Raw genomic sequence first — 15,907 nt, 5'->3', positions numbered from 1 at the left:
TTTGTACTGGTCAGTTGGTTTTCTGTGGGTTATGTGCACTCTATTGCATCAAAGTGACCGGCGAGACAATCAACACTATCGGGTGTTGAGCGGCGAAAAAGCCCCAATTTTGCCCTAGAATATTTTGTCGATGGGTTAGACAGATTTGCATCCTGTATGCAAGAATTTATGACTCATGTGGGAATGGTTGAGATTCACTCCCTCACACCGCCCACGAGCATTGATGCAGCGGATTCACTCCCCGCCCGCATCCCGCACCGGAAGAGACTCACTCACTCAACCGGAAGGAAGCTCAAAACCATTTATTCACTCAAACACAACTGGATACACTCAGCTTAATGACGCGCTTAGATTCCATCTATGCGCTAATCGCTGTCTGTATCCGCCAAGAAAGAGGACACTCCATGGCTACCATCATGAGCGTGAACGTATGCGATTCCAAGTACAACGCTGACCCCACCGGCGTACGAGACTCCACTAGTGCTATCCAGAAGGCTATCGATGATGTTGCTGCGCAGGGCGGCGGCTCCGTGGAGATTCCCGGCGGCATGTACCGCGTCTCCTACCCCTTCATCGAAATGAAGCACCGCGTCGAGATCTTCGGCCACGGTCAGGCAACCCGAATCGTCGCTTTCACCGACAAGGGTATTCCCTCCACCAAGAACGGTAGCTACGAATGCACCGGCGTTTTCCACACCGGTAGCTACACCACCCCCATGAGCGGTGGCACCAACCAGAACAAGCCCATGCGTATGGGCGTGCGTGACCTGTTCATCCGCACCAACAAGTACAACCTGCCGCTGGATTCTAAGAGCAACCAGATTTTCCTGGAGAAGCATACCCAGCCCGTCGACAACGTTGCAGGCGTCATCTTCCACACCCGCATTGCGGACGCTAACCCCGGTGAGCCGGACGCAGTGCCCACCCTGTCCAACATCGAAATCTGGGACACCGCCATTGGCGTTGCGATCCTGGGCCTGGACGACCAGGGCATGAAGATTGACAAGATCCGCATCCGCCAGACCCTGCGCCAGGGCCTGCTGGTCGGTAAGCCTGTCGGCCACCCGCTGCGCCCCCGCGAGGGTGACACCCCCGGCGCGGCAGATAACAAGTTCTCCATGATTGACGTCTCTGACGCAAACATGAGCTTCGGCACCTACGCGGGTATCGAGATTTACACTTCTCAGTCCAAGTTCGAGGCGTCCACCAGCTGGTTCAACAAGCGCAACCAGGGTAAGAACGCCCTGTACGAGGTGAAGACCCGCCACGTGGGTGCAGGCTGGTTCATTCAGGGCACCCGCAACATGTTCATTGGCTGCACCGCCCAGGAGAACGCCGGTCACGGCTGGCTCGTGGAGTGGGGTAACAACCAGTTCATTGGCTGCCTGGGTGAGTCTTCGAGCTTCCAGGATGCTGTTACCGGCGCTGCTCGAGGTGACGAGGCGGCGAACTGGTACATTGGCCGTAACGCACGCGGTAGCCGCTTCGTGGCTCCTCGTTCGCACAACCCTTACAGCTGGGCGAAGGCTTCCCTGTACGGTTTCTACATTGAGAACAACATTCGCGATATGCACATTACGACTGCGTCCGCGAAGGATGACCGTATTGGTGAGAACAACATGATTGGCCGCCGTGTTCACGTGACCGGTGCTATGGGCGATAACGTGCTCATCGAGGTGGATCATATTCGCCACGCGACTTTCGCGCCGAAGCAGCTGGAGAAGCGCGGCAACGGCGTGTTCATGGGCTAACCCTCGCGGGTTAGGCTCTGCGAGCTGAGGCTCGTGACCACAAAATCTTAAAACGCATACGTCTGAGGGGCGGGGAGTAATCCCCGCCCCTCGGCGTTTAACCCGCACCCAAAACAGCCGAAAAACCGTAGAAAAACGGGGTAGGGGAGCAGGCATCACAGTGCCCGGTCATCGCCTCCACACGCTCAATGCGGTACCCTTGAGCAGGGGCAGGTCTGCCGGTGCACAGGCCCGCACACGCCAACACATCCGCAGAAATGCGCCCAACACACCGCACCACACATACTCAACGCTGCACCGTATTCACTTACAGCCGTATTCACTCAATTCACTCGCCACGCCGCCTTCAGCACCGAACGCGGTACCCATCGAAAGAATTGAGCCCCTCATGCCCGATACGCCCATGAGCATCAACGCCATCAACTACGGCGCAGACCCCACCGGTGCCAAAGACTCCACCGCAGCCATCCAGCGCGCAGTTGACGCTGTCGCCGCACGCGGCGGCGGATCCGTAGAACTACCCCGCGGCATCTACCGCGTCTCCTACCCCTTCATCGACATCAAACACCGCGTCGAAATCTTCGGCTACGGCTCCTCAACCGTCGTCATCGCGCACTCCGACCGCGCCATCCCCACCACCGCCAACGGTCACATCGAATACACCGGCGTGTTCCACGTCGGAAGCTACACCACCCCCGTCTACGGCAACTACAACGCCAACAAGCCCATGCGCATGGGCGTGCGCAACCTGCACATCCGCACCAACGCCGCCAACACCCCCATCAGCAGCTACCCGCTCGATGCACACACCGCCCCGCTGAACAACGTCGCCGGCGTCATCTTCCACACCCACCTGACCGGCGACCTGCTCAACGAACCGGACATCGTGCCCGTTATCGCAGGCGTGGAAGTCTGGGACACCGCCATCGGCGTCGCCGTGCTCGGCCTGGACGACCAGGGCATGAAAATTGACGACGTGACCATCCGCCGCACCCTCAACCAGGGCCTGCTGCTCGGCAAGCCCGCCGGCCACCCCCGCCGCCCCAACGAAGGCCAGAACTCCGGCGCGGCAGACAATAAGCTGCGCGGTATCGACGTTGCCGAGGCGAATCTCAGCGGCGGCTCCTACGCCGGTATCGAGGTGTACGCGGCGCAGGCAAAATTCGAGAACTGCTCCAGCAACAGCAACCACCGCACCAGCAACAAGTACGCCCTCTACGAGCCCGCCACCCGCCACGCCGGTGCAGGCTGGATCGTGCAGGGTGAACGCAACATGTTCATCGGTTGCACCGCACGCTCCAACGCGGGCCACGGCTGGATCGTTGAGTGGGCGCACAACGTCTTCATCGGATGCGAAGCGGAAGGCTCCAGCTGGGCTGGCACCGTCAGCGGTGCCGCAGGTGCTGACGAGGCCGCCAACTGGTACATCAGCCGCAACGCGCGCGGTACCCGCATGGTCGCGCCCGTCTCCTACAATCCGCCGGAGAAGGCGGCCTCCCTGTACGGCTTCTACATTGAAAACAAGATTTACGACCTGCGCATCACTGAAGGTACCGCCAAGGATGATCGCATCGGTGAGGGCAATATGCTCGGCCGCCGCGTGTACATTACCGGTGAGATTGGTGCGAACGTGGTTATTGAAATTGAAGAGCTACGCCACTCCACCTCGCCCGCCGGTCAGCTCACGAAGGAAGCCTATAACGTGATGCGCGGTTAGTAGAGGCTGACGGTCGCTATTAGACACGCCCGAACAGGTTCGGGACTTTCCTGTGAATCGTGAGGGAGGTGCGTGTGCCCTAGTGGGTGCGTTATACCGCTATATATCAGCTAAAAATCAAAGCAGCTGCGAATGGAATACATACCATTCGCAGCTGCTTTGTCGTTTAGAACAATGTTTAATTTTTAGTTGATAAAAGTCTCAATTAAATATTGAATAAAATATCAATATGTACTTTAAACTTTCTATGGCGGTGTAAAACAGTCCATTCACTGTGCACCACCATAGCCGTGCGACAGCATGCGGAACACGCACATCATTGGCACACACCAAAACCGCGTATCGCCGCACGTCAGACCCTATTCATTGCCGCTTCTCACTATTCCTCAACGACCACTACCCTTCCCCTTTTCTTATTCGCTCCATTTGGCGACCCCGCGGTCGACCCAAAAAATCGGTTCCTTCCGGCCGGTTCCCAACCACAATTACATAAGGACAAATTCATGTTTCCGGTTATTTCCCGAGTCCTCACACCCGCTCCCCGCGCACGCCGCACCCTTGCTCTCAGCCTCGCGCTCGCCCTCGGTGCCGTACCCGTCACCTCCGCGGTGAGCGCACAGCCTGCCGCCCATGCTGTAGAAACCCATGCCGCAAAACCCGCAGTGAACCTGCAGTTCGTCATCAAGGCAGAGCAGCCCAAGGATGACCCCAGCTACGTCGAATGCGTCGCCAACTTCCTCGGCACCATGAGCGCCACCCCCGGCGTGTGGGCGGTCTGCCACGGCTACCTCGACAGCGAAGAATACACCGTCACCCGCCGCCACAGCAGCGCAACCGTCACCCGCGGCCAGCTCGTACGCATGCTCTACCGCATGGCGGGATCCCCGACCGTCAAGGATCTCCCGAAAACCTCGCCCTACAAGGATGTGGCAACCACTAACCCGGACTATCCCGCCTACATCTGGGCGGCGGACGCGGGCATCACCTCCGGCTGGGATGACGGGCTCTTCCACCCGGACGAGTACGCCACCCGCCACACCCTCGCCGCGTTCCTCTACCGTGCCGCAGGTAGCCCCGACGGTGCCGCGCGCCTGCGCCAGATCCGCCGTCCGCTACGTGCCGAAGTCAAGAAGACTGAACAGTTCAAGACCGAAAACCGCTGGGCAGCCCGCACCCTGGGTGCATACCCTGAGGTTGACCGCAATGGCGATGGTGTAGCAGACGTGGTGGACCCCGCCAGCCCCCTGTACTTCTCCGACGCCCTGTACATGCTCAAGGCGTACGGCGATAAGGGCCTGAAGGTTGTGGGCACTCCCGCCGTTGACTAGGAATAATACCGACCAGCTTCAGTGCTGACTAGCGCATATATTCACCGCCCGCCGGTGCGACCCGAAGGTTGCGCAGGCGGGCGGTGCGCTGTTCCAGGTGCTGCGCTGCTCTGGCAGGTTGCGAGCGCCCGCTCCGCCGCGCAATCGCCTCCATGCAATGATCTGTGCAATGAAAGGCGCCTGCTCTGCACCCGCTAAGCTAGAAGGCATGAAGATTGCCACCTGGAACATCAACTCAATCCGCGCCCGTGAGAACCGCGTCGAAGACTGGCTCGATGAACACGACGTTGACGTGCTCGCCCTGCAAGAAACCAAAACCAAGGACGAAACCTTCCCCTTCGACCTCTTCGAATTCATGGGTTACGAGGTTGCGCACTTCGGCCTGAATCAGTGGAATGGCGTGGCAATCGCCTCCCGAGTTGGCCTCGAAGATGTGCAGCGCGGCTTCGATAACCAGCCGCACTTCGGCAAGCCCGGCGAACCCGAGGTGCTGGAGGCGCGCGCTATCGGTGCGACCTGCGGCGGCGTGCGCGTTTGGAGCCTCTACGTGCCCAACGGCCGCGGCCTGACCGATCCGCATATGGACTACAAGCTCCGCTGGATGGAGGCGCTGCGCCAGAACGTGCACAACGAACTGGCTGCCAACCCGCAGTCGCAGCTCGCCCTGGTTGGTGACTGGAATGTCGCCCCCGAAGATACTGACGTGTGGGATATCGACTACTTCCTGCGCAACGAAATGACCCACGTTTCCGAACCCGAACGCCGCGCCTTTGCCGCCCTGCTCGAAGAGGGCATGGTGGACGTAGTGCGCCCGCACACTCCGGGCGAGTACACCTACTGGGACTACCAGGCGGGCCGCTTCACCAAGGATGAGGGCATGCGCATTGACTTTCAGCTGTTCTCGCCCGCGCTCGCCGCACGCGTGGAACGTGCCTGGATCGATAAGGTGGAACGCGCCGGTGAAGGCGCAAGCGACCACACGCCGGTCGTGGTTGAGATTGCCGACTAATCCGAGCGTATAGCTTGCCGTAGAACCGCGTGTAGTAAGGAGGCGGGGGAGGGGTCCCTCGCCTCCTTGCTGTATCTGCTGGTGCTTCTGTCCTGTGTTTCTGCGCGCCTGCTCCTGGGTTTCTGCCAATATTTCAAGGTTTTCTGTGTGGCTTAGTTGAAAAGTTCGGCTAGCCGAACTATTGTTAAATTCCGCCCGGGACGACAGGCAAAAGCGCATTATGATGCCTGCGCAGACACACCGTGTCCCTAGCGTCCCGGCGCGGCAAATTCCACACATCAACCACATACTCAAACCGTGACTTCCAATGAAGGATTCCTCATGAACGCTTTCACCCCCGCAGGCAGCAACGCACGCCGCCTCGTCCAGGCGCTCTGCGCCGCCCTCGCACTCACCCTGCTACTCGTGCTCACCGGCTGCGGTAGCACCTCCAGCACCACCGAAGGCGCTAAGAGCAGCAGCGGTAAGAAGACCGTGCTCACCACCTTCACCGTGCTCGCAGACATCGCCCGCAACGTGGCAGGCGACGACCTGAACGTCGAATCCCTCACCAAGCCCGGCGCAGAGATCCACGAGTACGAGCCCACTCCCTCCGACCTGAAGAAGGCGCACGCCGCTGACCTGGTGCTCGACAACGGCCTGAACCTGGAATCCTGGTTCGCGAAGTTCGTTGAAGAATCCCATGCTAAGCACGTGACCGTCTCCGAGGGGGTCACGCCCATCTCCATTACCGAGGATGCCTACGAGGGCAAGCCCAACCCCCACGCCTGGATGAGCCCCAGCAACGTACAGAAGTACGTGGACGTGATGATTCGCGAATTTAGCGCCCTCGACCCGAGCCACGCCGCCGACTACAAGTCCCGCGGTGAAGCCTACAAGAAGCAGCTGCAGGGCGTGCGTGACGAGCTCGTCAAGGAAATCTCTACCCTGCCCGAGAACCAGCGCGCACTGGTCACCTGCGAAGGCGCCTTCTCCTACCTGGCGGCAGACGCGGGCCTGAAGGAAAAGTACATTTGGGCGGTCAACTCCGAACAGCAGGCGACCCCCTCGCAGATTTCCTCCGCGATCGATTACGTGCGCGAGAACCAGGTTCCCGCCGTGTTCTGCGAATCCACCGTCTCTGACAACCCGATGCGCCAGGTCGCAGACGCCACCGGCGCACGATTCGGCGGCGTGCTCTACGTGGACTCGCTCTCCGAGGCGAACGGCCCCGTGCCCACCTACCTGGACATGATCCGCTACGACGCACGTACCATCGTTGCGGGCCTCAAGGGCAACTCCTAAACCCGGCATAAACCCCGAATAAACCCGGCATAAACCCGGGCCAACCCCGGCATCGAAAACCCTGGGTAAACCCCAAACCCCGATAGGATAGGAGGGGCGTCGCCTTCTTGGCTCCGCTCCTCCCACGCCGTTAACACTCGCTCACACAGCACCCACTCAGCAACACGCAAGCAAGTACACCCGCCCCACGCATACGGTGACCACCAGAAAGAACACAAGGAATGAGCACTCTTCTCAGCTGCGAAAATGTGCACGTGAACTACGGGCCAGTCCGCGCCCTCACTGGCGCATCCTTCACCCTGGACACCGGGCGTATCTGCGGCCTGATCGGCATGAACGGCTCCGGCAAATCCACCCTTTTCAAAGCCATCATGGGGGTCGTACCCATGCACGCCGGCAGCATCACCCTCGACGGGCAGCCCGTCGGCGGTAACCGTGGCAGCCGCGGCAAGAACGCGCACCATCACCGCGCCGGGCTCGTCAGCTACGTGCCGCAGAGCGAAGAAATCGACTGGACCTTCCCCATCTCCGTGCGCGAGGTGGTCAGCATGGGACGCTACCGCAACCTCGGCATCACCCGCCGCCTGCGTGCCGCAGACCGTGCCGCCGTGGATGAGGCGCTCGCCCGCGTGGAACTGACCGACCTTGCCGACCGTCAGATTGGGGCGCTTTCGGGCGGTCAGCGTAAGCGCGCCTTCGTGGCACGCGCTATCGCTCAGGGCGCCCAGCTGCTGCTGCTGGATGAGCCTTTCGCCGGCGTGGACAAGCGTAGCGAAGCGATGCTCATTCAGGTCATCGAACAGCTGCGTGACGAGGGCGCGACCGTGCTGGTTTCCACGCACGACTTGGCGAGCCTGCGCCAGTTCGCCGACGAGGCGCTACTGCTACGCGGCGATATTCTGATGCACGACACCCCCGAGAAGGTGCTCGCCCCCGAGAACCTGGTGCGTGCCTTCGGCATGGAAGTGGACGCCGGCGCGTCGGTCGCTACCGGCGCTGCTACCTCCGGCACTACTACGATCAGCTCTGTGGAAGGGAAGAACTAAATGGACATCCTCAACTTTCTGGTGGAGCCGCTGACCCTGCCCTTCATGCTCCGCGCATTCGTGGTCACCGTGCTTGCCGCCGCCGTCTGCGCTCTGCTCTCCTGCTGGCTCGTGCTGCTCGGCTGGTCACTTATGGGGGATGCCATTTCGCACGCGGTGCTACCCGGTGTGGTGCTCGCCTATATTTTTGGTGCGCCCTTCGCAGTGGGTGCGGTGGTTGCCGCCCTCGTGGCGGTAACTCTTATCGGCGGGGTGCGGCGCAGCGGCCGCGTGCGCGAGGACGCCGCGATCGGCATCGTGTTCACGACCATGTTTGCGTTCGGTCTGGTGCTGATTTCGGTTACGCCGTCGAATACCGACCTGAACCATATTCTCTTCGGTAACGTGCTGGGCGTGTCCTGGTCGGACGTCTGGCAGGTCGCCATCCTCGCGGTGATTGTTGCCGCCGTGCTGCTGGTCAAGCGCCGCGACTTCGTGCTGTACGCCTTCGACCCGGGCTTTGCGCAGGCGGTGGGGCTGCGTCCGCGTCTGCTCGGCGCGCTGCTGCTCATTATGTTGGCGCTGACCTCCGTGGTGGCGCTGCAGATCGTGGGTGTGGTGCTGGTCGTGGCGATGCTCGTCATCCCCGGCTCCACGGCTCGCCTCATTACTGACCGGTTTGTGCCGATGCTCGCGGTGAGCGTGGGAGTCTCCCTGGTGGGCACGCTGACCGGCCTGTACGCCAGCTACCACGCGGATGTATCCCCCGGCGGTGCCGTGGTCGTTACGCAGGGCATACTGTTTGCCCTGGCGTACGTGTTTGCCCCGCGCTACGGCCTGCTGGGCAGGATGCGCGCCCGCCGACTCAGCACTGCTGCAACAGAAACTGAGCCCTCAGCTTCCTAAAACTAACTCAATACAGCGCTAGGCGGAGGCCCTTTACGGGACCTCCGCCTAGCGCTATTTTCTGAAATTCTAGGGTGCCTCTACCGCCCTGCGCCTAGCGCACCGTGCGGGACACGAACAGGGAGGCGGTCGCCTCCGCACCCAACGGAATAATGGTGCCGCCGGGCTTCACCGCACCGGCCGCGTCCGTCTCGTGCAGGTTGCCGGAACCGGCGCCGACCACGCTCACGTTCACCGCCTCCGAGAAGGGCGCGCCCTCCTCAATGTGCAGACGCACGCCGGGTACAAAACCGTGGCCCTGCAGGTAACGCAGCAGGCGCGGGTCATCATCGTTAATGCGTTCGAGCACGACTGTTTCGCCGGGTTCGCACTGGCTCAGCGGCACGGTCTGCGGAAAACTAATATGCCCCGAAGAGTCCGGGATCGGGTCGCCGTGCGGGTCGCGGGTCGGGTGCCCCAGCAGGGTGTCGATGCGGTCCACCATGAAGTCGGATACCGCGTGCTCCAGAACCTCCGCCTCGTCGTGCACACGGTCCCAGGTGTAGCCGAGCGTCTCCACGAGGAACGTCTCAATGAGGCGGTGGCGGCGGATCATTGCCAGCGCGTAGGAGCGGCCGGTTTCAGTAAGCTCAATAGCGCCGTAGGGCTGATGCTCGATCAGGTCGGCGGCGGCGAGGCGCTTGAGGCCGTCAGATACCGAAGAAATGCGCAGGCCCATGCGTTCTGCCAGGGCGGATGCGGTGGCAGGGGTTTTGGTCCATTCTTCGAGGCTCCAGATTTCCTTGAGATAGTTCTGGGTGCTGACGGAAAGTTCTGAGAGAGGCATAAAGATAAGTCTACCTTTTCTCTGGTTTTGCCCGTCGAGCTGCAGGGTATTCAGCGCGGGTTTAAAAAGCGTCCCGCCCGGATAGTTCACCCCTGGCAGGGGGCGACCATCACGGGCGGGATCAGGTGTTCGGTTCCGCGCTGGCAGGCACTAAAGGCTGGCAGGTACCAGGTACGAAGGCTGACAGGCGCGAAAGAATGAGGGGGCGCGGCGGCGGTTAGGTGGCGCGGCGGCGCGAACGGTCAATACGGGTCAGCAGTTCGATGAGCGCACCGCGTGCCGCCTGCTCCTCGTGCCAGAGGGAGCGGACGAGGGTGCGGCTGACTGCCTGGGTGGTGATGCCGAGTGCGGTTGCGGCGGCCTTCTGCTGGCCGCGCACGCCGGGTACAAGCAGGTTTACTACGCGCCATTCGGCGTCGGTGCGGTCGGCACATACGCGGTAGAGCAGGCGTGCGGAGCCTGCGGCGAGGTCGGCGAGGTGGCGGTTGTCAGCGCTGACGCTGATGCAGCGTACGGGTGCGCCTCCTTGTGCTTCTTCGACGGCGAGGCGTGAGAATTCGAGGGCGTCGCCGGTGCAGTCGGTGGTGCTGACGGCACCGAGTGCGCCTGCGAATCGGGGGATGTTGAGCTCGCCGATTCCGATGCCGACCCAGAAGCCGTTATCGCGCGCGGCAATGAGCGCCGCGTGGAGTGCGTCGCTGGCGCGGTCGAAGGCGCCCTGAATTTCGTCAGGGTATGTCTGGGCGAAGGCAACACGCGGGTTGAGCTTTGCGAGTTCGTCCGACAGTGCAGTGAGTGAGTGCTGTGCGGAACGTTGAATAAAGGTTAGAACGAACACCTTCCTATTATGCCGTAAAACCTTCAACAAGCGGCGTAAGGTTCGCCGTAATACCGGCAACATTTAAACCCCTAAAAATGCGCATTGATAAGGGGAATTATCGTGAGAATGCACTGTGTGCAGAAATCCTCGAAAGGACGTAGAACACCCCCGAAAGGAAAATAATTTTCATGCAAGTGCACGTTGAATTATTCGCTTTCGGGGGCGTTGAGTGGAGTTGATAGACGGGGCTACCGCGGAACTACTGTGCGTTCGTTACCTGCGAGATATGCGGCAGCTGACGCAGCGGCTTCTGGAATACCATCACCACCAGCGACAGGAAAATGAACACCGCGTAGAACAGCGCCGTGTACGTAATACCCCAATCAACAATGAGGAAGCCTGCCAGCAGAACAGCCAGCGGGGTCAGTGCCATGTTCGGGATGCCCTGCACCGAATGCACGCGACCGATCATGTGCTCCGGGGTGGATGCGTTAATGTACGCAATGATGCTCGAATTGAAGGAGGGGAGCACAATACCCGCCAGCACAATCAGCAGGCACACCGCCCACAGCATCGAATGAACCACCGGCAGCAACAGGTAGCAGGCCGACATGATGGCCAGGGAGGTGATACCGAGCGGGCCGAGCGCAAACTTCTCGGTCAGCGGGCCGACCAGGAACGAACCGAGCAGCACGCCCACGCCGAAGGCGCTCGCAAAGATGCCGATGAAGAGCGGGTGTGCGCCCTCCAAGGTGTAGTAGTAGATGAAGGTGAGCGGAATGCCGACCGTTCCAAAGTTTGCAAGCGTTGAAACGAACGCGATGGACACCAGTACCTTGTTCTTCAGGATGTACTCGAAACCGGCTTTTGAGTCCTGCCAGAAGCTGGTTTTCTCGCCCTCTTCCTCTTCCGTGGGCTGCCGACTAGCACCGTAGGTTTTGGGTGCGACGATGAACGCCAGCAGGTTGACGACCGCGTGAACTGCGGTCATGAGCACGGTCGAGAAGCCGATAATGATGCCGGCGACCGGGCCGCCCAGCAGGTTGGCGGTGGATTCGCGCGTCTCACCCATGCCGGAGGCGTACCCCAGGTGTTCCTTGGGGACTACGCGGGTGATGATGGACTGCTCGCTCGGGTAGTCGAAGGTGGAAATGATGGCGGCGAGAGAAATCGTGATCACCAAAACGTAAATATTGGTGACATTGAAAACGAGGTAGAGAAGAATCGCGACCCAGGACAGCGCCTGGCCAATGCAGGACAGTGCCAGGCACTTTGAGGGACCGATTCGGTCAACCCACGTTCCAGATATCGCCCCGGCGCAGGTAGCGAGAACACCCGCGACAAAGAGGGTGATGCTCGCGGCCTCGGGGGAGCCGGTCAGCGCCAAAATAATGATGGGTGTGGTGATATAGCTCATCGAGTCTGAGAGCTGGTTGGCTCCAATGGCAAAGAGAGTATTTCGAAAATCTCTATTCTTGAGTAGCTCGGTGTTGACACTCATGGGGGACCTCCACGATGGGGTTTATGGTGTCGCGCGGCGTGCAATCCGTCGTGCGTAGTTTATTGTGCGCAATTCGTAGCGCGCAATTGTATGAGTGAATACCCCGACAGTCGGCTGCGCCTGTCTGTTTTCGCTTGTTTTCGCCTGTGTCCGCCGGTCATCACGGACCCGCCGGCCATCACGGGGTGGTTGAGGATGCACGGGGCGGCTCATCGGGAGCCCCCGCACAAGAAGTGTGTCGCGCGATACTTTAGATTCTATAAGAGATGTGAATCATATACATGAACGCTAGTTGAAAAACTTTCCTCATTTTGAGTATTGACATTAGGGTTAGTTTGACTATAATTTATTCTTGGTGCTTCCACCCAACTAAACCTCGGCTGAACCTCAGTTAAACCCGATTCCGGGCGCACCAAAGACACCCGCAACCAGGCTCCGCCAATCCACACCGCCAGACTCTGTTACAGTCAGTCTCGCAACGCAGCGGGCAGGGGAGCGTAGAAGAGCGCAGAATAAGGGCTGCACTAGGTGCTACTCCACCAGGCCCGCGAAGCCCGACAGAGCCAGTACCTCCTCGACATCCTGCGGCACCGAACGCGCCACCCATGGCGAATGTACCAACACCGCCTGCCACTGACCGCGCGACACCGCCACATTCAAACGATTCGGCGACAGCACAAACCCGGCACCGCGCCCAGAATCAACCCGCGACGACGCCAACGACACCAACACCACCGCAGCCTCCTGACCCTGGAACTTATCCACCGTGCCCACACGCACACCAGCACCCGAAGAATCCGCCAAACCAGTAGCAATCAGCGCCTCACGCACACAATCAACCTGCGCGTTATACGCCGCCACCACAATGCAATCCTCCGCCGCCAGAGGGCGCGGCTCAGCACCAGCCGCCGGAACCCACTCACGACCCAACAACTCGCGCACGCAATCCACCACCGCCTGCGCCTCCTGCACAGAACGCACCGAACAACCCGCATGCTCCACCGGATACGACACCACACCCGGCGCAACACCCCGCAGGGCGCGACCAGCCGTCGCCGCCGCGCTCGCCAACGCGCCATCATACGACAGCCACGAAACCCGCTCGCACAACGCCGAATCCATACGCCACGACTCGCCCAAGAAATAGCCAAAACGAGGATCCAGCGCCGCCGCACCGTCAGACAACCAGCCCAACGCCGAAACATCCACCGGGTACGGGTGCACACCCGTCGACACCTGCGGCAACTGCTGCGGATCACCCAACAGCAGCACCGAACGTGCCGCACGAGCCGCCGCCACCGTATTCGTCAGAGAGAACTGGCCCGCCTCATCAACCACCAGAACATCCAGCGACCCGGCAGGCACGCGACGCTCACTCACGTAATCCCACACCGTGCCGCCAAACAGCAGGCCGCCCGCACCAGAAATCAGCTCGACCAGCTCAGAATCAGACACCTCAGACCACGGGGCGTCCGGAGTCACCGACTTGCCGCGCAGACGCACCGCACGCGAAACATCAAAACCATCACGGGCACAGCACGCCACCATGAGATTCTCAATCACCGCATGCGACTGAGCCACAACGCCCACCTTCGCGCCCTCAGCCACCAGACGCGCAATCACATGCGAGGCGAGGAAGGTCTTACCCGCACCCGGAGGGCCCTGAACCGCCACATATGAATGGTTGAGAGCGCGAACCGCCGCGTGCACGGCATCCGCCGTGGGCAGGTCAGAGGCAGAAAAATCAACCTCACGAGGTAGATTTTCTGCATTTTTGGCGTTTGAGGCGCCCTTCTTCAGGCGCGGCGCGCGGCGGAACAGCAAATCCGCGGAGGCGCTCTCCACCCCCGTCAGGGAAGCCGCCGCATCGAGCACGCTCGGCAGGGCGCGGGACGATGAGGGAGCCTCGGACGGCTCAGAATCTTCGCCGGGCACGGGGCCATTAAGCACGGGGTCGCTCGGCATGAGCGCGCCATCGAAAAGCAGCCCGTGCACATCAGCCTGCAGAGCCGCCTCAATCGTCGCCGTAGACACCGGATCGCCAGGACCAATACCCGAAGGCAGGGCACGGTGCGGCTCATCCTTCACGCGGATGCGCTCCTGCAGAAGCACCTCCAAGAACTCGCCAGCCGACTCTGCGCCAGCCGACTCGCCGGTCGACTTGCCGGACTCTGGGGCAGCCTCTTCGGGATCCGCAGAACCCTCAGATCCGGCACGGAAACCGCCCTGCGCCACCGCCAGCACACGCATGCCAAAGAAACCCGTCGCCGCCAACTCAGCGGGCACACGCTCACCCGGATTCGACGCACGGAAATAATTCACCTGCGACTCCATACGGTCCAGCGCAATCTGCGGGCTCAACCCCGCCTCATACGCACAAAAAACCGCACGGTCAGAGGGCGCAATCACCAGGCTCGGGTCAGCCTCAATTCGCGCACGCAACAGGCGCACCTGCGCGCCGCGCACACGATACCAGCCGGGGGCATCTTCGACCTCGGCGGGCTCCTTCATGGCGGCGGCAAGCGCCTCCAGGTCTGCGGGGGTGCTCAGAAGAGCATGCGCATGCTCCACCGAAAGCACCTGCACCCGATCAAGGTACGCATAATCGCGGCTCGCCACCCACGCCGTCGGGCCGTCCTCCAGACGGCGAATGTGCTCACGCCAGAACGGGGCACGCTCGCGGCGGTGATAATTCGTCATGGACAGCAACATCGCCGCCTCAAGCTCACCGGCACCCCAGCCGTGCTCCGCCGTGTGCTCCTCCAGGGAGGCGAGCTGGGCATCCAGCAGGCACTGCAGGCGGTACTGTTCGCTGTCGTTCTCCATCGCGGCGGGTACCCGGTACATGACCGGAGGCTCCTCAGTCTCGGGGTCTTCGGCAGTGTCTTCAACGGCGTCTTCGGTGACGAGTTCCGGGGCTTCGGTCGCGAGGGCAAGAGATGCCGCCGCGTTCAGGCACGCCGGGCACTCGTCGCAGGTCAGAAAATAGGGGATGCGCTCGGCAAGTTCCGCCGGTTCTACACCCTCGTTCAGCGCCTCGGTGAGCAGCAGGAGGCGCTGCTCCTGCAGGCGAACCAGCGGCAGAATACGCGCCGAATCAACTCGGTGAGGTTGAGGAACGGGGGAGTGGTGCTCAGCGGGCTCCGATTCGGACCCCGCGCTGTACTCATTCGCGCTGTACTCATCCACGCCGTGCTCCAGATGAAGGTCGAGGCGCCTCGCATTCTCGGCATTCTCGGTTGCACTAGCGGTCAGCAGGTGCGCCGCCAGGGCACCGCGCAACAGCGCCCGATGCGCCGCCTCGCCCAGGTGCGGGGTGCAGGCAATCTGGGCGGTATTGCTCTCGGCGGTGCTGTCCTCAGCCGGGCAGTCGAGGCGGTCGAGCTCCACCGTGTAGGTCAGCCCCGCCGCGGAGGTCGCCACCAGGGGCAACGGGTGCGCTGTGCCGCCCGCATGCTCACCGCCGACTACTCCACCGCCGACCATTCCACCGCCGACCATTCCACCGGCGGTTAGCGCTCGCAGGCACTCGCGGTACGCTTCGCGGGCGCGCTCCAGTTTCTCGGGGGTCGGGTGGGCAGACTGCTTCTGCGCACGCTCCCGAAGCTCGGTGTAGAGCCGCAGCTCGCAGGCGGAGGTAGCGGTCAGATCAGCGAGGGTGAAGGTAAGGTCCATGGTGACTTTTCTGCTGGAGGAGAGAAACAAAGCGGGCGTGAAACCCTGCCGGGTGAGCGGGCGCG

The 15,907-nt window shown here is 61.4% G+C and carries 11 protein-coding genes; 7 read left to right on the top strand and 4 right to left on the bottom strand.

Annotation, left to right across the window (positions count from 1 at the left end; all coding sequences use genetic code 11):
* Positions 1–404 precede the first annotated feature (404 nt).
* From HMPREF2980_RS01025 to HMPREF2980_RS00995, 7 genes are all read left to right on the top strand, one after another.
* Positions 405–1,751, top strand: coding sequence for a glycosyl hydrolase family 28-related protein (locus HMPREF2980_RS01025; protein ID WP_049349876.1), 1,347 nt, complete (start codon positions 405–407; stop codon positions 1,749–1,751).
* Between the two features lie 388 nt (positions 1,752–2,139).
* Positions 2,140–3,468, top strand: coding sequence for a glycosyl hydrolase family 28-related protein (locus HMPREF2980_RS01020; protein ID WP_070689809.1), 1,329 nt, complete (start codon positions 2,140–2,142; stop codon positions 3,466–3,468).
* A 503-nt stretch (positions 3,469–3,971) separates the two neighbouring features.
* Positions 3,972–4,796, top strand: a complete 825-nt coding sequence (locus tag HMPREF2980_RS01015; RefSeq protein WP_070689807.1) for an S-layer homology domain-containing protein — start codon at positions 3,972–3,974, stop codon at positions 4,794–4,796.
* Positions 4,797–5,004: 208 nt separating this feature from the next.
* On the top strand, positions 5,005–5,805 hold the full coding sequence (locus HMPREF2980_RS01010) for an exodeoxyribonuclease III (RefSeq protein ID WP_049359681.1): 801 nt from the start codon (positions 5,005–5,007) through the stop codon (positions 5,803–5,805).
* Positions 5,806–6,126: 321 nt separating this feature from the next.
* Complete coding sequence (locus HMPREF2980_RS01005) at positions 6,127–7,089, top strand: metal ABC transporter substrate-binding protein (protein WP_070689805.1); 963 nt, start codon at positions 6,127–6,129, stop codon at positions 7,087–7,089.
* A gap of 221 nt (positions 7,090–7,310) precedes the next feature.
* Positions 7,311–8,135, top strand: coding sequence for a metal ABC transporter ATP-binding protein (locus HMPREF2980_RS01000; protein WP_049346251.1), 825 nt, complete (start codon positions 7,311–7,313; stop codon positions 8,133–8,135).
* Positions 8,136–9,020 (top strand): metal ABC transporter permease, encoded by an 885-nt coding sequence (locus HMPREF2980_RS00995; protein ID WP_070689803.1) that lies wholly within the window; start codon positions 8,136–8,138, stop codon positions 9,018–9,020.
* A gap of 94 nt (positions 9,021–9,114) precedes the next feature.
* On the opposite strand, the gene HMPREF2980_RS00990 is transcribed toward HMPREF2980_RS00995, so the two are convergent.
* The 4 genes from HMPREF2980_RS00990 to HMPREF2980_RS00975 form a co-directional block, all read right to left on the bottom strand.
* Positions 9,115–9,846 (bottom strand): metal-dependent transcriptional regulator, encoded by a 732-nt coding sequence (locus HMPREF2980_RS00990; RefSeq protein WP_005504316.1) that lies wholly within the window; start codon positions 9,844–9,846, stop codon positions 9,115–9,117.
* Positions 9,847–10,063: 217 nt separating this feature from the next.
* The gene (locus tag HMPREF2980_RS00985) at positions 10,064–10,684 is read right to left on the bottom strand and encodes a hypothetical protein (RefSeq protein WP_005507641.1); all 621 of its coding nucleotides are present in this window, start codon (positions 10,682–10,684) and stop codon (positions 10,064–10,066) included.
* Between the two features lie 241 nt (positions 10,685–10,925).
* A complete protein-coding gene (locus HMPREF2980_RS00980) occupies positions 10,926–12,167 on the bottom strand; it encodes an MFS transporter (RefSeq protein WP_070689801.1) in 1,242 nt (413 codons plus the stop codon).
* A gap of 531 nt (positions 12,168–12,698) precedes the next feature.
* Positions 12,699–15,842: a DEAD/DEAH box helicase gene (locus tag HMPREF2980_RS00975; RefSeq protein WP_070689799.1), complete on the bottom strand. Its 3,144-nt coding sequence runs from the start codon at positions 15,840–15,842 to the stop codon at positions 12,699–12,701.
* Positions 15,843–15,907 lie beyond the last annotated feature (65 nt).

The sequence above is a fragment of the Rothia sp. HMSC076D04 genome, assembly GCF_001814645.1.
In the GTDB taxonomy this organism is placed as follows: domain Bacteria; phylum Actinomycetota; class Actinomycetes; order Actinomycetales; family Micrococcaceae; genus Rothia; species Rothia mucilaginosa.
The sequence above is the reverse complement of the archived record's forward strand: the minus strand, read 5'-3'. Positions and strand labels throughout refer to the sequence as shown.